Origin of the sequence: Azospirillum brasilense, from assembly GCF_007827815.1 — a bacterium.
Lineage (GTDB): Bacteria > Pseudomonadota > Alphaproteobacteria > Azospirillales > Azospirillaceae > Azospirillum > Azospirillum brasilense_C.
Window position 1 is genome coordinate 223,024 of sequence record NZ_VITH01000007.1, and the last position, 15,049, is coordinate 238,072.

Below are 15,049 nucleotides of genomic sequence, written 5' to 3' on the forward strand. Positions count from 1 at the left end.
ACGGGACAGGACCGATGACCAGCATCTTCGACCGGATCAAGCAGGACCACGACACCATCCGCCGCCTGCTCGACGCGGCCGAGAAGGCGGACGGCGACGGGCGCGCTGCCTACGAGGACCTGCAGCGCGAGCTGTGGGCCCATGGCAAGATCGAGGAGGCCGTCTTCTACCAGTCGCTGTCCAAGGCCAAGAACACCAAGCAGGAGACCACCGAGGGCCTGAACGAGCACCACATCATCAACGGCTTCCTCGACGAGCTGAATGCCATGCCCGCCGACAGCACCGCCTGGAAGGCGAAGCTCCAGGTGCTGGGCGAGGTCACCCGCCACCACCTCGACGAGGAGGAGGAAGAGCTGTTCGAGGAGGCCAAGAAGGCGCTCGACGACAAGCGCGCCGAGGAACTCGGCAGCATCTACGGCGAGCGCAAGAAGCAGATGCTGGCCGCCCTGGCCCCGCTGCCCAAGAGCGCGTGACAAGCGCATAACGCCAAACGCGACGGCGTTACGGTGAAACAATGGACCGCAGTCTCTTGCGCCGGGGCTTCCCGGCGTGACAGGCTGCGGTCTTCCGTTCCGCTGCACGAACCGTCGCCATGCCACCGATCGCAAAGACCCCGATCGCCAAACCCGCCCCGAAGTCCGCCGCCGGCTCGCTCGCCTCCTTCGCGCCCTGGGCGGGGGAGGGCGGCGTCCGCGTCTATCTGCGGCCGGTCGGGCTGCTGCCCATCGCCGCCTGGAGCGCCGGGGCGGCGGTGCCGCTGGCTGGCGGGCGCTTCGCCTTCGCCACCGCCGAACTGATCGTCCGGCATGGTGCGCGGATCGAGCGGGCCTTCGCGCCGCTGACCGAGATCATGGCCTGGGGGTGGGAGCGCGGGACCGCCGTCGCGCAGAGCCTCGACCAGCGGCTGGGCGCGCTGACCCGTGGGCGGGTGCCGTTCGGGGGTCTGGACCTTGGGCGCCCGCAGATCATGGCCATCGTCAACGTGACGCCCGACAGCTTCTCCGACGGCGGCGACTTCTTCGACGCCAAGGCGGCCATCGCCCATGGCGAAGCGATGCTGGAGGCCGGGGCCGACCTGCTGGACGTCGGCGGCGAATCCACCCGTCCCGGTTCCGCCCCCGTGTCGCCGGAGGAGGAGGAGGCCCGCGTCCTGCCGGTGGTCCGCCACTTCGCGGCCAAGGGCGCCGTGGTCTCGGTGGACACGCGGCACGCGCGGGTGATGCGCGCGGCGCTTGACGCCGGGGCGGCGCTGATCAACGACGTGGCCGGGCTGCGCGACCCCGGCGCGCTGCCGCTGGTGGCGGAGAAGGCGGCCCCCGTGGTGGTCATGCACATGCGGGGCGAACCCGGCACCATGCAGCAGAACCCGGTCTATGAGGACGCGGCGCTCGACGTCTTCGATTGGCTGGAGGAGCGGGTGGAGGCCTGCCGCGCCGCCGGGGTGGCGCTGGAGCGCATCGCCGTCGATCCCGGGATCGGCTTCGGCAAGACGGTGGAGCACAATCTCGCCATCCTGCGCCACACCGCCCTGTATCATGGGCTGGGCTGCGCCCTGCTGATCGGGCTGTCGCGCAAGACGCTGATCGGCAAGCTGTCGCGGAACGAGCCGCCCAAGGAACGGCTGCCCGGATCGCTGGCCGCCGGTCTGGAAACGCTGAATCAGGGCGCGCAGATCCTGCGTGTGCATGACGTTCCCCAAACGGTCCAGGCGCGCGCCGTCTGGGAGGGGCTGCATCCCGCACGGGTGCCGTGATCGCATGGCCCGTGTAACCCTTTGGCGTCTGCGCGGAAGGGTTCTTGACCGTGCCCCCCGCGCCAAGCGATGACATTTTCACACATCCGCGATTGCGGTACAGTGACTGGGCCATTCCCGAGGGTTTTCATGACGCGACACCTGTTCGGCACCGACGGCATCCGCGGCACCGCCAACATCGATCCGATGACGGCGGAAACCGCCCTGCGCGTCGCGATGGCGTCCGCCCTGCAGTTCCGCCGGGGCGACCACCGGCACCGCGTGGTGATCGGCAAGGACACCCGCCTGTCGGGTTATCTGCTGGAGCCGGCGCTGACCGCGGGCTTCATCTCCATGGGCATGGACGTGGTGCTGCTCGGCCCGGTGCCGACGCCCGCCGTCGCCATGCTGACGCGCTCGCTGCGCGCCGATCTCGGCGTGATGATCTCCGCCTCGCACAACCCGTACCAGGACAACGGCATCAAGCTGTTCGGACCGGACGGCTACAAGCTGTCGGACGCGGTGGAGATCGCCATCGAGACGCGCATGGGCCAGCCCTTCGCGCCGGACCTCGCCGGTTCCGCCGATCTCGGCCGCGCCTCCCGCCTGGAGGATTCGACGGGCCGCTACATCGAGTATGTGAAGAACACCTTCCCACGCGGCCTGCGGCTCGACGGGCTGAAGATCGTTGTGGACTGCGCCAACGGCGCCGCCTACCGCGTCGCCCCGAAGGTGCTGTACGAGCTGGGGGCCGACGTGATCCCGGTCGGGGTCAACCCGGACGGCCTGAACATCAACAAGGATTGCGGCGCCACCGCCACCCGCACCCTGCAGGAGCAGGTGGTGGCGCACGGCGCCCATCTGGGCATCGCGCTGGACGGCGACGCCGACCGCCTGATCATGGTCGACGAGGCCGGGCGCGTCGTCGACGGCGACCAGGTGATGGCGCTCATCGCCTCCTCCTGGGCGCAGGCGCAGACGCTGAAGGGCGGCGGCGTGGTCGCCACGGTGATGTCCAACCTGGGCATGGAGCGCCATCTCCAGGGGCTGGGCATCGCTCTGGTCCGCACGCCGGTCGGCGACCGCTATGTGGTGGAACATATGCGCGAGCACGGCTACAACGTCGGTGGGGAGCAGTCGGGGCACGTCGTGCTGTCCGATTACTCCACGACCGGCGACGGGCTGATCGCCGCACTCCAGGTCCTGGCGGTGCTGATCCAGTCCGGCGGCCGGGCGGCCAGCGAGGTCTGCCAGGTCTTCGCCCCGGTTCCGCAGAAGCTGACCAACGTCCGCTTCGCCGCCGGGTCGAAGCCGTTGGAGATCGCCTCCGTCCAGGCGGCGATCCGCGACGGCGAGGCGCGGCTGAACGGGTCGGGACGCATCCTGATCCGCAAGTCGGGGACCGAGCCGGTGATCCGCGTCATGGCGGAAGGCGACGACGAAGGGCTGGTGCACGCGGTGGTGGCCGATATTGCCGGCGCCATCATGGACGCCGCCCGGCTGGAGACCGCCTCCTAAGGCCAACCCTCCAACCAGACGACCAGACGGAAGCAATCCCGATGCAGGCCCACCCGATCAACGGCCGTGTTCTCATCGTCGCCGGATCCGATTCCGGCGGCGGTGCCGGCATCCAGGCGGACATCAAGGCGGTCAGCGCGCTGAACGCCTTCGCCATGACCGCCATCGCGGCGCTGACCGCGCAGAACACGACGGGGGTCTATGGTGTGCTGCCGGTGGACCCGGCCTTCGTCGCCCTGCAGATGAAGGTGGTGCTGGAGGATCTCGGGGCCGACAGCATCAAGATCGGCATGCTCGCCACCGCCGCCGTCATCGAGGCGGTGGCCGGCGAGTATGAGGCGCGGGCCATCAACGTTCCGCTGGTCGTCGATCCGGTGATGGTTTCGAAGAGCGGCCATTTCCTGCTGGAGCCGGACGCCGTGCAGACCCTGCGCAAGCGCCTGCTGCCCCATGCGGAGCTGGTCACCCCCAACCTGCCGGAGGCCGAGGCGCTGACCGACATCCCGGTGCGCAACCTGGACGACATGCGCCGCGCCGCCGAGCTGATCCGCACCTTCGGGCCGAAGGCCGTCCTGCTGAAGGGCGGCCATCTGGAGGACGAGCGGCTGTGCGACCTGCTGCTCACCGAGGACGGCGAGGAGGTGTTCGAAGGGCGGCGCATCCACACCCCGCACACCCACGGCACCGGCTGCACCCTGGCCTCGGCCATCGCCGCCGGCATCGCCCAGGGATTGACCGTGCGTGATTCGGTGGCCCGCGCCCGTGCCTATGTGGACGAGGCCATCCGCTCCGCCCCCGGTTTCGGCCATGGCCACGGCCCGCTGAACCATCTGCACACGGTCCGGCCGTTCCCGTAAGGGCGCGGCCTTTCCGCTTCTCCTCAATCACACGATCGACAGCATCGCCGTCTGCGGATTCTCCAGCAGGTCGGCCAGCGTGCGCAGGCCTCGCGCCAGCTCGTCCCGGCTGTGCGGGTGGCAAAGGCCCAGCCGCACGGCGTGGGGGGCGCTGGCCCGGCCCACGGCGAACACGTCGCCGCCCGTCACCTTCACGCCGCGCCGCAGCGCCTCCGCGATGAAATCGTCGCGCCGCCAGGGCTCGGGCAGGACCAGCCAGAGATGCTGTGCCGAGGCGTGCCCGCAGACGGCGCTGGCGGGTAGGATGGAGCGGGCGATCTGCTGGCGCGCCATGGCTTCGCCGCGCTGGGCCTCGGCAATGCGGTCGGCGCCGCCGTCGGTGATCCAGCGCGTCGCGACCTCCGGCGGCAGGGGCGGGGAGGAGTATTGCAGGGCGCGGATGACCGCCTCCACCCGCGGCACCAGGGCCGGCGGAGCGACCACGTAGCCGACGCGCAGCCCGGCCGAGACGCTCTTGGACAGGCTGTTGACGTAGATCGTGACGTCCGGGGCGATGGCCTGGATGGGCTTCGCGTCATGGACCAGGAAGCCGAACACGTCGTCCTCGACCAGCACCACCCCGTAGCGGCGGGCGATGGCGGCGATCTCCACGCGCCGGGCCTGCGGCATGACGGAGGCCGTGGGGTTGTGCAGGGTCGGCACCAGATACAGCGCCTTGGGCGCCAGACGGCGGCAGGCGCTGTCGAAACTGTCCGGGACCACGCCATGCTCGTCGATGGCGATGCCCTCCAGGTGATAGCCCTCGACGGCGCTCAGCGTCTTCATGCCGTAGTTGGTCAGCCGCTCCGTCAGCACCACGTCGCCGGGGCGGGCCACCGCGGCCATCGCCACCGCCATGGCGTTCTGCGCGCCGGTGGTCAGCAGGACCGTGTCCGGCGTCGCCGCCGCCCGGTGCTGCCGCGTCAGCCACTGCGCCCCGGCGGCGCGGTGGGCGGGCAGGCCGGCGTGCGGCGCGTATTCCAGCAGCGCGCCCAGGTTCGGCGAGGCGCCGATGGCGGCCAACGTGGCGCCCATCATCGGCACCGACATCGGGTGTTCCGGCGTCACGACGGTCATGTTGATGACCGACGGTTCCGGCCGGGGCGTCCAGGTGAAGGGGTCGGACGGAGGCATGTGGCGCTGCCCCTGCACGAAGGTGCCGCGCCCAACCTCGCCGCCGATCAGCCCGCGCTTCTCCGCCTCCGTATAGGCGCGGGTGATGGTCCCGACGGTGACGCCGAGGCGGTAGGCGAGGTCGCGGTGGGTGGGAAGCCGGGTGCCGGGGGCGAGACGTCCGTTGGCGATGTCGTCGGACAGGGCGTCGGCGATGGCGCGGTAACGGGGGCCTTGCCGCCCCTCCAGATCAGGAACCCACTGTGTCATGGGGACAATGATGACATTGTACCGATCCGCAGGCAAGTGTCACCGCATTGTCGCGATTGTACGTGTCGGGTTGCGCCGAGCACGCGGGAACCCGGACGGCCAAGCGGGCGTTGCAGTCAGGACCGCCCGGCGCCGCTTCGGCATCCCTTTCGCGCCGGGCACAGCCGGGAGAATTCAGGCATGAGCGCCGAAAACGCCATCCGACACACCTACGACCGCGTCTTTGGGGGCGCGCGGAATCTCGGGCCGCTGGAACGCGCCGTGTCCACCGGCCTCGGCCTCGTCATGGCGGCGGGCGGCGTGCGCCGCGGCGCCGACGTGCGGGGCGCCATCATGGGGCTGGCCGGCGCCGCCCTGGTGGCCCGCGGCATGAGCGGACACTGCCCGCTGAAGGCCATGGTGGCCGACGAGGACCACGACCGCCTGTCCGGCCCGCGGTCGGAGCGCTACAGCCCCGGCGAAGGGCCGCTGGAGCGCACGCCGGCCCGCACCGGGGCTTTTTCCTGACGGAACGGGCCAGTCAGGGGATGACGGTCACGAGGATGAGGAAGCGGGGCGGCGGCGCCGCTTCCACTCCTTCCAGCGCCGCTCGCCCCGCACCAACGCGCGGTTGATCGGCGGGCGAAGGAACGGAACGTCGTAGGCGAGCAGCACGAGGCCGAGAGGCAGCATCCAGATTCCCAGCACGGGCAGGAAGCTGAGCAGCCCGCCGAGAATCAGCAGCAGCCCGGCCGGGACGCGCACCCAGGTCGCCCGCGGCTCGCGGAGCCAGGCCAGCACGCGCGCCATGGAGTCGGGAAGCTTCTCCTGGATGCGATCCACCCGCCGTTCGAGGCGTCTGTGGTGCTGGTCGCTCAACGCGGCACTCTCCATGTTGTTGATCCGGCTCTCAGTTGTTGATGCGTGACGCGGCGCTCCAGCTTGCCGGACCGGCCGCTCCCAAGCCGCCATATGGGAACAGCCGGGCGCGTTCCAAGCTCCCGTTCGCGCGGCTCCCGCGAGGGGGCGGGTCTCTTGAAAGGCGCCGGCCACACGGCCAACTATTAGGGCAACCAGGGTCCGGGCCCCTCTGGCGGCCGAGTTGCCGCTATGCGCCCACCGCCGGTCAGAGGCCTGCCGGTCAGAGTCATGCCGGTCGAAGGCCCGCCGGTCAGAGGCTTGAACGAGGGAGTTTTCGCAATGTTCGACCAGTATCCCAACCAGAATCGGTGGGGCGCCGGTGCCGCGGGCGTGGACCGTGCGGCGTTCGACGAGGGCCTGCGCAAGCACATGCTGCGGGTCTACAATTTCATGATGCTCGGCCTTGGCGTGACCGGTCTGGTGGCGCTGTTCGTGGCGAGCACGCCGGCGCTGTATGTGCCGATCTTCACGACCCCGCTGAAGTGGGTGGTGATGCTGGCGCCGCTGGCCTTCATCATGGTGCTGTCCTTCCGCTTCCACGCGATGTCGGCTAGCGCGCTGCAGGGGCTGTTCTGGGCCTTCTGCGCGGTGATGGGCGTGTCGATGGCGTCGATCTTCCTGGTCTTCACCGGGGCCAGCGTGGCGCGGGTGTTCTTCATCACCGCGGCGATGTTCGCGGCGATGAGCCTGTGGGGCTACACCACCAAGGCCGACCTGTCGAAGATGGGCTCGTTCCTGATGATGGGCCTGATCGGCATCGTCATCGCCAGCCTGGTCAACATCTTCATCGGTTCCAGCGCCCTGCAGTTCGCCGTCTCGGTGATCGGCGTGGTGATCTTCACCGGCCTGACCGCCTACGACACCCAGCGCATCAAGGAGGAGTACGCCGAGGGCTACGGCCATGAGGCCAACACCAAGCTCGCCGTCATGGGTGCCCTCTCTCTCTACCTCAACTTCATCAACCTCTTCCAGATGCTCCTCCAGCTCATGGGCAACCGCGAGTAACGGGACCGCATCCAGCGCCATCCAAGGCGCTCTTCCGGGCCGGCCGCTTTCCGCGGCCGGCCTTTTTCATGCCCGGACGGTGAGGTCGAAGGAGAGTGGGCTCGTCCAGGGTGTGTGTCACGGGTGAGTGTGGCCGTCGGGATACATCCGATATCGGAAATGTAATGGTGACAATAACGACATTGACCGGGGCGATTGCGCGGACATAATCACCATTGTCTCGATTGTTCGGGGCCGAATGTTTTGATGAAGGAGGCACATTATGCGCACCACGGAAGCGACCCGCTCGTCCGGATCGTCCTCGTTCACGACCGTCTTCAAGGTCATCGCGCGCGCCCTCACCGTCGGCATCCGCCCCGTCTGGTTCGTGATGGAGGCCGGCCTGAACGGCTACGAGCGGTGGCGGCAGCGGCAGGCGCTGATGCGGCTGGACGACCATCTGCTGAAGGACATTGGCGTGTCCCGCGCCGATGTGGACAGCGAGGTCAACAAGCCCTTCTGGCGGGGTTGAGCCGATGAGCGCCGATGCGATCCTCTACGCCGTCGAGCCCGACCTGACCGCCGACGCCTTCATCGACGTGCTCCACCGCTCCGGGCTGGCCGAGCGCCGGCCCGTGGCGGACCGCCCGCGGGTGGAGGCAATGCTGCGCAACGCCGGCCTGATCGTCACCGCCCGCGACGCGGACGGGCAACTGGTCGGCGTCGCCCGGTCCATCACCGATTTCGCCTTCTGCTGCTACCTGTCCGATCTCGCCGTCGACCGCGCCCGTCAGGGGCGCGGCATCGGCAAGGAGCTGATGCGCCGCACCCGCGCCGCGGTGGGGGAGGGCGTCACCTGCCTTCTCCTGTCGGCGCCCAAGGCGATCGGCTTCTATGAGGCGGCGGGGATGGAGCGGCACCCCCAGGCGTTCCTGTTCACCGAGAAACCGTAAGGAGGCACCGTGCGCCTTCCCCTGTATCAGGTTGATGCCTTCGCGGACGCGGTGTTCGCGGGCAACCCGGCGGCGGTCGTGCCGCTGGAGGACTGGCTTCCCGACGCGACGCTCCAGGCCATCGCGGCGGAAAACAACCTGGCGGAGACCGCTTTCCTCGTCCGCCGCGGCGACGGTTACGAGATTCGCTGGTTCACCCCGACGGTCGAGGTGGACCTGTGCGGCCACGCCACGCTGGCCTCGGCCTTCGTCATCGCGACGATGCTGGAGTGGGGCTGCCCGCGCATCGACTTCGCCACCCGGGAAGCCGGGACCCTCAGCGTCACCCGCAACGGCGACCTCTACACGCTGGATTTCCCCAGCCGCCCGCCGGAGCCGCTGGCCGGGCCGCCGGCCGGCCTGCTCGACGCGCTGGGCGGACCGCCGCCGACAGCGCTGCTGAAGGCGCGCGACCTCGTGGTCGTCTATGACGACGAGGCGACGGTGCGCGCCCTGACCCCCGACATGAGCGCCCTGGCCCGGCTGGAGGATTTTTACGCGGTCATCGTGACGGCGCCGGGCGGCGGCGGCGTGGACTTCGTCTCCCGCTTCTTCGCGCCGGCCCAGGGGATTCCCGAAGACCCGGTGACCGGCTCCGCCCATTGCACGCTGATCCCCTATTGGGCGCGGCGGCTGGGCAAGGAGCGGCTCAAGGCCCGGCAGGTCTCGGCCCGCGGCGGTTCCCTGTCCTGTGAACTGGTGGGCGACCGTGTGAAGATCGCCGGGAAAGCGGTTCTCTATATGGATGGCGCCATCTACATTTAGCGCCGTCCATACGAGGACCGACGGAACGGGAGGGCAGCGGGAATGGCGGGGCGTTACTTCGAGGATTTCCGCGTCGGTGACGTGATCGAGACCGAAGGGGCGACGGTCACCGACAGCCAGATCATGGATTTCGCCCAGCGCTTCGACCCGCAGCCTTTCCACATGGACGCGGTGGCCGCCGCGGAGGGGCCGTTCGGCGGGCTGATCGCCAGCGGCTTCCACACCCTGTCCCTGACCTTCCGGCTGTTCCGCGACACCGGGGCCATCACCGGCACCAGCCTGGGCGGCTCGGGCGGCGACGAACTGCGCTGGCTGCGCCCGGTGCGGCCCGGCGACACGCTGCGCGTCCGGGTCGAGGTGGTGGAGGCCATCCCGTCCCGCCGCGGCGACCGCGGCACGGTCCGGCTGGCCTACACCACGCTGAACCAGCATGGCGAGGCGGTGATGACCGTCACCTTGAACCACATCGTGGCCACCCGCAGCATTCCCGCCGAGTAGGCCGGCCGAATAAGAAGGACAAGCGCGGCCTGTTCCGTCGCGCGTCTTGATCCGCAGCCCCGGCCCCTGTATAGCCTCGCCCCTTCCATCACGGCGGGGGTTCCCATGACGGCTTGCGGCCTCGATTTCGGCACGTCCAACACGACGCTCGGCGTGCGGACGGCGTCCGCGGCTGCCGGCATGGGAGGGGGCGGTTACGGACTGCTTGCCCTCGACGGCGCGCGGACGACCCTGCCCAGCGCCGTTTTCTTCGATTTCGAAGCCGACGCGGTGACGGTCGGGCAGGCGGCCATCGACTCCTATGCCTCGGGCGTCGAGGGGCGTTTGATGCGCTCGATCAAGTCGATGCTGGGCACCGACCTGATCGACGCCGACACCGCGCTGCGCAAGGGGCGCATCACCTTCCGCGCGGTCATCGCCACCTTCCTGGCCGCGGTCAAGGAGCGGGCGGAAACCGCGCTCGGTGGCGAGCTGACCGACGTGGTGCTCGGGCGCCCGGTGCATTTCGTCGACGGCGACCCGGCGGGCGACGCCGCGGCGGAGGAGGTGCTGGGCGAGATCGCCCGCTCCGTCGGTTTCCGCGGCATTTCCTTCCAATACGAGCCGATCGCCGCCGCGCTCGACTACGAGCAGCAGGTGGAGCGCGAGGAACTGGCCCTGATCGCCGACATCGGCGGCGGCACGTCGGACTTCTCCATCGTCCGCATCGGGCCGGAGCGGCGCGGGCGGGCCGACCGCAGCGCCGACATCCTGGCCAACGACGGCATCCGCGTCGGCGGCACCGACTTCGACCGCGACCTGTCGCTGGCGACGGCCATGCCGCTGCTCGGCCACGGCAGCGCCATGAAGCGTCCCGGTCTGCTGGCCCCCAAGCATCTGTTCTTCGATCTGGCGACCTGGTCGAAGATCAACTTTCTCTACACCGCCAAGGCGATGGCCGACCTGGAGCGCCTGAAGCGCGATTCCGCGACTCCGGACCGCATCGAGCGGCTGATCGGCGTGGTCGAGCACCGGCTGGGCCACGCCCTGGCCATGGCGGTGGAGCGCACCAAGATCGCGCTGTCCGACGGGCCGGAGGCCGGCCTGTTGCTGGATTGGGGCGGGGGTGGCCTGACGCGCCCGGTGTCGGTGGACGAGTTGAACGAGGCGACGGCGATCCTGGCCGGACGCATCGGCGGGCGGGTGCGCGCCTGTCTGGCCGAGGCCGGCACGCTGCCGGCGGAGATCGACGCGGTGTTCCTGACCGGCGGCTCCACGTTGCTGCCGCAGGTGCGGGCGGCCATCCTGGCCGAACTGCCCGGTGCCCGCGTGGTGGAGGGCAACATCTTCGGCTCGGTCGGCACCGGCCTGACCATCGAGGCGGCCCGGCGCTTCGGCGGCACCGCCTGAGGCGTCCTTCAAGTCCCAGACACGAAAAAGCCCACCGACGGTGTTGCCGGTGGGCTTTTTCGTGCTCTGTTCCGCGGATCGGTCCTCCGGTCGTGCCCGCCGCGCCGCGAGGGCAGGGCGGACACCGGAGGACCGAAGTCCGATGGATCAGACCGAGTAGTACATCTTGGATTGGACTCGGCGACTGAGGCGGTAAGGAATTGCAAGGGCTGCTGCCTTTTCAACGGCTTAGACTGCTTCGCTAGGTACACCCGGTAGGTACACCCGGCTACCTGACGGAGCCTGTTGAAGAGGTGTTCCGGTGCTTCATGTGCAGCGTAGGGGGAATGGCTTCTGCTGGCGGCGTAGGGTGCCGCTGGGGCTGCGTTCACGGTTCATTAAGCGCGAACTGGTGGTGTCCCTTAGAACCCCAGACCGTGCTGTTGCCATCGCCAGAGGGCGGAGGCTGAGTACGGTTGCCGATAAGCTGTTTGCTCGTGCCATGACCGATACCAGCCTCACCACCGACCGTATCAACGCCATTGCCCGCGGCTGGCTGTCCGCCGAGTTGGAGAGGGCGGAAAGGGAACTGGAGCAGGTAAGGGCAGGGCAAGCCCTCTACTCGGCTCCTGATCCCCATGAGGACGCGGTTGATACAGACCTTCGGCTCTTATCCGAGCTTGCAGCCGATAGCCGTGAAGCTCTGGCGGTTAATGACTATCGCCAGATTGAAGTGGTAGCGGATGATTTGATCGGGGCCGCTGGATTGTCCGTTGACCGCGCAAGCCCCTCATTCGGACGCTTTTGTCGGGTGCTGCTTAGGGCACAGGTTGAGCTTCTGCGGCAGACCAAGGCCCGCAGGGCAGGGGACTACAGCGAGCCTACCCGTGACCCTTTGTTTGTGCCCCAGACCGATGCCCTGCCCTCCCATGCTCCGGAGGACCCCCGTGCCAAGTCCATGCCTCTCTCCGAGTTGGCGGAAGTGTTTATACAGACAAAAATTCGAGACGGCGTATGGAAGGAGGCAACAGCAAGGAATAGCCCCCGTAAACTTCGGCTTTTTGCGGAGACGTTGGGCAATAAGCCTGTTGATATGGTCACGCGAGACGATATTCGTGATTGGCGGGATGCGCTAGATGATATGGATCTGGCGTCCAATTCGATCCGTCAGCACTTCAGCGTAATTGGATCAATGTTCAATTGGGCCAAGCAAGAGGGCAAGGCTTCCCTAGACAATCCGACGAGGGGTCTTGCCCCTAAGGCAGACACTCAGACCCGTGAAGCTTTTACGCCTCAGGATCTACAGGCCCTCTTCCATTCACCACTTTATATGGGCCATTGGCGGGCTGATAGGCGAGAGCGGCCCGGCGGGATATTGGTGAAGGACCATAAGTTCTGGTTACCCTCGGTGGCGCTGCATTCAGGCTTGCGAGTCGAGGAAGTGGCCAAACTGACCGTCACGGATCTTCGCGAGAGCGAGGGGGTCTGGTGCTTCCATGTGTCGGACGCGAAAACCAAGGCGGGGAACCGCGTTGTTCCCGTGCATCCTCGCTTGATCCGTATGGGGCTGTTGGTGCATCGGCAAAAGGTAGTTGAGCGGGGCGAGGCTCAGCTTTGGCCTGAACTGAAGAAGGGTAGCGAGGGACGATTTAGTCAGTCCTTCGTACAGTGGTGGTCACAGTTCCGGCATCTGATCGGGCTTGATAGGGAAAGCTTGGTGTTCCACAGCTTCCGCCACACCTTCATTTCCTCGCTACTGAATGCCGGGGTTCCGCAGACGACTGTGCAACAGATTGCGGGCCATGCCATACCCGGCGTAACCGGCATCTACGCTGGGAAGTTGCTGACTGCTCAGGACAAGTTTGATGCTATCCAGCATATTACGTTTGGGGCGGATCTGAGCCACCTAGAGGCGCCGTAGGGCTAATCCTGGGCTAGTCCTATCGGCAACGGAGAGCGGCAATGGCGGCAAACGATGACCAGAGCGACGGCGACAGCCTGGGCCTTGTCGGTATTGGTATATTAGAAAACGCTGAGAGGCTGCTTCAAGACGCTCAACTACTGCGCTCCCACCGTAGGTACCCGTCGGCTACGGCAATTGCGGTTCTCTGCCTAGAGGAAGTGTCAAAGTTTGCTTCTCTAAATAGTGGTAAGTTGCGCTATAGATCGCTCAGCAATCCCAAGGACCACAAAGAAAAGCACCGCGTTGCTGCTGATATAGTAGGTGGAAACATACTGCTAGGAGAACTTAGGGCGATAGAAAAGTCGCGCGGGTTCAAAATTGATTCGGATGGTGAGGGTGATGACAAAAGTGATTACGTTTCCATTAACACAATAATGGTCAGTGCTTTTGCGCATTTGGCGGATAATGGCGTTGACGATGAGTTGCGGAAAAACTTAAAGCGATACAGATACATCGAGCTAATCAGCAAATTGTTTAGTGGGTACTTCAATGAGGTGAAGAAGCAATGCTTCTATGTGGAGCCGGATACACTACCGGCAGCGGGGCCGGGAGGGGTTGATCGGCTTACGGCTGACCAGACCATTAGGCTCGCGAAAGCTTCAGTTCTAGCCACTCGGCGCGGGATGAGATGGCTGAACTGGCAGAAAGCCCAGCGCAAGCCGCAAGCCAAGAGGCGATAGCGCGTCCGTTTGTCAAATCACTCTACGGGCAGCTTGCCGGTCATGTGGTCAACGTCGGCATCACCTACGGCGTCTATGGCGGAAAGCTACTCTCCGCACCCGAACGCTTGGCGCTGATCGAGAGGCTGGATTTCGGCGTTGACCTCTCGCATCTGGAACCCGCTGGGTGACAAGGGAGGGAGGAGTTTACAACCTCCCCGCGTGAAGAAAGGCCGGAACAACAATTAAACAACAGCACTTTAACCCCATTCTGCGAAGTGCTATTTCCAGAGGGGCCAGGGGAGGGCGAGAGTATCTTCCGGTCCCTTAGGACTCCTAAACCCCCCTGCCGTCCCTGGATCACGCCTCGGCACCAAGGATGCGGTAGACGCTGGCACGGCCGATCCCGAGTCGCTTGGCGATCTCCGACGCACCGACACCCTGGGCTTTCAGGGACAGCACCTCTTCAGCATCAATGGACGGCTTACGGCCCTTATAGACACCTTCAGCCTTGGCCTTGGCGATGCCTTCCAGTTGGCGTTCACGGCGGATGTTGGTTTCGAACTCGGCAAACACACCCAGCATATCGAGGAAGGCTTTCCCGGCTGCGGTGCTTGTGTCGATGGGTTGATCGGTTGCCTTCAGTGTACCGCCCTTGGCCCTCAGTTCCCGCACGATATCCTGAAGGTCACCGATGGAGCGGGCGAGACGGTCTATACGGGTAACCATGAGCGTATCGCCAGCGCGTAGGAACTGAAGGAGGGTTTCCAGTTCGGCCCGTCCGTTCCGGCTTGTGCCGCTGATCTTCTCCTTACGGATCACATCGCAGCCCGCATTCCGAAGGGCCTCTACCTGAACGGTCAAATCCTGATCGTAGGTGCTGACCCGCGCATAACCGTAGACCGCCATGATACCCGCCTCAGTGTCTCATTTGCCTCTAGACCCTCTCTTAATACAGTGTATCGGAATAGAAGACAACCCAAATAAGACACGGAAAGCCTGGGCGTGGCTGTCTCACTGAAGCGACTCGCTTGGGTATACCGTAACGGGACGGCGCAACGGAGCGGGGCAGGCCCCTCAGCGTCATGCGACCTCCTTGCGTTGCTGTTCGATGTAGAGGCAGGCCATTACGGTTTCCCGGCTGATGGTCGCCCCAGGTTGCTCCCGTGAACCATAGGCACGGCGGGATATACCCAGCAACGCGGCGGCCTCTTCCTGTTTGAGCTTCAGCCGCCCGCGCCATGCCTTCAGGTCTTCAGGCCCCCAGGCAGGGAGTTTCAGGGTGTCTTGCATTCGGCCCCCCTCAGTATTAGGTTAGAGGGGAACCGCTAGGCTGTTCGAGCAACCTAGCGGCCCCCTTGTGGGTAGCGGCTAATGATGATGGTCACTTC

General features: G+C 66.5%; 18 protein-coding genes and 1 pseudogene. 15 read left to right on the forward strand and 4 right to left on the reverse strand.

What is annotated here, in order from left to right; genetic code table 11:
• Positions 1-14: 14 nt before the first annotated feature.
• The 4 genes from FBZ83_RS16190 (at position 15) to thiD (ending at position 4,107) form a co-directional block, all read left to right on the forward strand.
• Positions 15-473 (forward strand): hemerythrin domain-containing protein, encoded by a 459-nt coding sequence (locus tag FBZ83_RS16190; RefSeq protein WP_014240091.1) that lies wholly within the window; start codon positions 15-17, stop codon positions 471-473.
• 119 nt (positions 474-592) lie between these two features.
• Positions 593-1,753 carry a dihydropteroate synthase gene (gene folP, locus FBZ83_RS16195; protein ID WP_145684799.1) on the forward strand — a complete coding sequence of 387 codons (1,161 nt, stop codon included), beginning with the start codon at positions 593-595 and terminating at the stop codon, positions 1,751-1,753.
• Between the two features lie 129 nt (positions 1,754-1,882).
• On the forward strand, positions 1,883-3,250 hold the full coding sequence (gene glmM / locus FBZ83_RS16200) for a phosphoglucosamine mutase (protein ID WP_145684802.1): 1,368 nt from the start codon (positions 1,883-1,885) through the stop codon (positions 3,248-3,250).
• A 41-nt stretch (positions 3,251-3,291) separates the two neighbouring features.
• Complete coding sequence (gene thiD, locus FBZ83_RS16205; RefSeq protein ID WP_186466107.1) at positions 3,292-4,107, forward strand: bifunctional hydroxymethylpyrimidine kinase/phosphomethylpyrimidine kinase; 816 nt, start codon at positions 3,292-3,294, stop codon at positions 4,105-4,107.
• A gap of 27 nt (positions 4,108-4,134) precedes the next feature.
• On the opposite strand, the gene FBZ83_RS16210 is transcribed toward thiD, so the two are convergent.
• Positions 4,135-5,529, reverse strand: coding sequence for a PLP-dependent aminotransferase family protein (locus FBZ83_RS16210; protein WP_145684804.1), 1,395 nt, complete (start codon positions 5,527-5,529; stop codon positions 4,135-4,137).
• 180 nt (positions 5,530-5,709) lie between these two features.
• Here FBZ83_RS16210 and FBZ83_RS16215 point away from each other — a divergent pair, with 180 nt between their 5' ends.
• Positions 5,710-6,036 (forward strand): YgaP family membrane protein, encoded by a 327-nt coding sequence (locus FBZ83_RS16215; RefSeq protein WP_145684806.1) that lies wholly within the window; start codon positions 5,710-5,712, stop codon positions 6,034-6,036.
• Positions 6,037-6,063: 27 nt separating this feature from the next.
• Here the strand turns inward: FBZ83_RS16215 and FBZ83_RS16220 are convergent, their stop codons facing one another.
• Positions 6,064-6,402, reverse strand: coding sequence for a hypothetical protein (locus FBZ83_RS16220; RefSeq protein ID WP_145684808.1), 339 nt, complete (start codon positions 6,400-6,402; stop codon positions 6,064-6,066).
• A 306-nt stretch (positions 6,403-6,708) separates the two neighbouring features.
• Here FBZ83_RS16220 and FBZ83_RS16225 point away from each other — a divergent pair, with 306 nt between their 5' ends.
• The 10 genes and pseudogenes from FBZ83_RS16225 to FBZ83_RS16265 all read left to right on the forward strand — a co-directional run bounded on the left by FBZ83_RS16225 (position 6,709) and on the right by FBZ83_RS16265 (position 13,849).
• On the forward strand, positions 6,709-7,434 hold the full coding sequence (locus FBZ83_RS16225) for a Bax inhibitor-1/YccA family protein (RefSeq protein ID WP_145678252.1): 726 nt from the start codon (positions 6,709-6,711) through the stop codon (positions 7,432-7,434).
• Between the two features lie 262 nt (positions 7,435-7,696).
• The gene (locus FBZ83_RS16230) at positions 7,697-7,945 is read left to right on the forward strand and encodes a DUF1127 domain-containing protein (protein WP_109469165.1); all 249 of its coding nucleotides are present in this window, start codon (positions 7,697-7,699) and stop codon (positions 7,943-7,945) included.
• A 4-nt stretch (positions 7,946-7,949) separates the two neighbouring features.
• On the forward strand, positions 7,950-8,366 hold the full coding sequence (locus tag FBZ83_RS16235; protein WP_145684809.1) for a GNAT family N-acetyltransferase: 417 nt from the start codon (positions 7,950-7,952) through the stop codon (positions 8,364-8,366).
• A gap of 9 nt (positions 8,367-8,375) precedes the next feature.
• On the forward strand, positions 8,376-9,170 hold the full coding sequence (locus tag FBZ83_RS16240) for a PhzF family phenazine biosynthesis protein (RefSeq protein WP_145684811.1): 795 nt from the start codon (positions 8,376-8,378) through the stop codon (positions 9,168-9,170).
• A 42-nt stretch (positions 9,171-9,212) separates the two neighbouring features.
• Entirely contained in the window at positions 9,213-9,668 is a 456-nt protein-coding gene (locus tag FBZ83_RS16245; protein WP_145684813.1) for a MaoC family dehydratase, read from the forward strand.
• A gap of 105 nt (positions 9,669-9,773) precedes the next feature.
• Positions 9,774-11,057: an Hsp70 family protein gene (locus FBZ83_RS32350; protein WP_145684816.1), complete on the forward strand. Its 1,284-nt coding sequence runs from the start codon at positions 9,774-9,776 to the stop codon at positions 11,055-11,057.
• A gap of 310 nt (positions 11,058-11,367) precedes the next feature.
• Positions 11,368-11,526: pseudogene (locus FBZ83_RS32540) on the forward strand (DUF6538 domain-containing protein); the annotation flags it as partial.
• Positions 11,527-11,538: 12 nt separating this feature from the next.
• On the forward strand, positions 11,539-12,957 hold the full coding sequence (locus FBZ83_RS16255; RefSeq protein ID WP_145684818.1) for a site-specific integrase: 1,419 nt from the start codon (positions 11,539-11,541) through the stop codon (positions 12,955-12,957).
• Between the two features lie 41 nt (positions 12,958-12,998).
• A complete protein-coding gene (locus FBZ83_RS32545; protein ID WP_145684820.1) occupies positions 12,999-13,679 on the forward strand; it encodes an AbiV family abortive infection protein in 681 nt (226 codons plus the stop codon).
• Positions 13,628-13,849 (forward strand): hypothetical protein, encoded by a 222-nt coding sequence (locus FBZ83_RS16265; RefSeq protein WP_145684822.1) that lies wholly within the window; start codon positions 13,628-13,630, stop codon positions 13,847-13,849. The genes FBZ83_RS32545 and FBZ83_RS16265 overlap by 52 nt, the downstream gene beginning before the upstream one ends.
• A gap of 169 nt (positions 13,850-14,018) precedes the next feature.
• On the opposite strand, the gene FBZ83_RS16270 is transcribed toward FBZ83_RS16265, so the two are convergent.
• Together FBZ83_RS16270 and FBZ83_RS16275 are read right to left on the reverse strand one after the other, a co-directional pair.
• Positions 14,019-14,567, reverse strand: a complete 549-nt coding sequence (locus FBZ83_RS16270) for a recombinase family protein (RefSeq protein WP_145684824.1) — start codon at positions 14,565-14,567, stop codon at positions 14,019-14,021.
• Positions 14,568-14,741: 174 nt separating this feature from the next.
• On the reverse strand, positions 14,742-14,951 hold the full coding sequence (locus FBZ83_RS16275) for a helix-turn-helix domain-containing protein (protein ID WP_145684826.1): 210 nt from the start codon (positions 14,949-14,951) through the stop codon (positions 14,742-14,744).
• Between the last annotated feature and the right edge of the window lie 98 nt (positions 14,952-15,049).

Excerpts from the sequence above, each read along its gene's own strand:
- FBZ83_RS16190 (WP_014240091.1), top strand. The coding sequence starts at position 15 with ATGACCAGCATCTTCGACCGGATCAAGCAGGACCACGACACCATCCGC.
- folP (WP_145684799.1), top strand. The coding sequence starts at position 593 with ATGCCACCGATCGCAAAGACCCCGATCGCCAAACCCGCCCCGAAGTCC.
- glmM (WP_145684802.1), top strand. The coding sequence starts at position 1,883 with ATGACGCGACACCTGTTCGGCACCGACGGCATCCGCGGCACCGCCAAC.
- thiD (WP_186466107.1), top strand. The coding sequence starts at position 3,292 with ATGCAGGCCCACCCGATCAACGGCCGTGTTCTCATCGTCGCCGGATCC.
- FBZ83_RS16210 (WP_145684804.1), bottom strand. The coding sequence starts at position 5,529 with ATGACACAGTGGGTTCCTGATCTGGAGGGGCGGCAAGGCCCCCGTTAC.
- FBZ83_RS16215 (WP_145684806.1), top strand. The coding sequence starts at position 5,710 with ATGAGCGCCGAAAACGCCATCCGACACACCTACGACCGCGTCTTTGGG.
- FBZ83_RS16220 (WP_145684808.1), bottom strand. The coding sequence starts at position 6,402 with ATGGAGAGTGCCGCGTTGAGCGACCAGCACCACAGACGCCTCGAACGG.
- FBZ83_RS16225 (WP_145678252.1), top strand. The coding sequence starts at position 6,709 with ATGTTCGACCAGTATCCCAACCAGAATCGGTGGGGCGCCGGTGCCGCG.
- FBZ83_RS16230 (WP_109469165.1), top strand. The coding sequence starts at position 7,697 with ATGCGCACCACGGAAGCGACCCGCTCGTCCGGATCGTCCTCGTTCACG.
- FBZ83_RS16235 (WP_145684809.1), top strand. The coding sequence starts at position 7,950 with ATGAGCGCCGATGCGATCCTCTACGCCGTCGAGCCCGACCTGACCGCC.
- FBZ83_RS16245 (WP_145684813.1), top strand. The coding sequence starts at position 9,213 with ATGGCGGGGCGTTACTTCGAGGATTTCCGCGTCGGTGACGTGATCGAG.
- FBZ83_RS32350 (WP_145684816.1), top strand. The coding sequence starts at position 9,774 with ATGACGGCTTGCGGCCTCGATTTCGGCACGTCCAACACGACGCTCGGC.
- FBZ83_RS16255 (WP_145684818.1), top strand. The coding sequence starts at position 11,539 with ATGACCGATACCAGCCTCACCACCGACCGTATCAACGCCATTGCCCGC.
- FBZ83_RS32545 (WP_145684820.1), top strand. The coding sequence starts at position 12,999 with ATGGCGGCAAACGATGACCAGAGCGACGGCGACAGCCTGGGCCTTGTC.
- FBZ83_RS16265 (WP_145684822.1), top strand. The coding sequence starts at position 13,628 with ATGGCTGAACTGGCAGAAAGCCCAGCGCAAGCCGCAAGCCAAGAGGCG.
- FBZ83_RS16270 (WP_145684824.1), bottom strand. The coding sequence starts at position 14,567 with ATGGCGGTCTACGGTTATGCGCGGGTCAGCACCTACGATCAGGATTTG.
- FBZ83_RS16275 (WP_145684826.1), bottom strand. The coding sequence starts at position 14,951 with ATGCAAGACACCCTGAAACTCCCTGCCTGGGGGCCTGAAGACCTGAAG.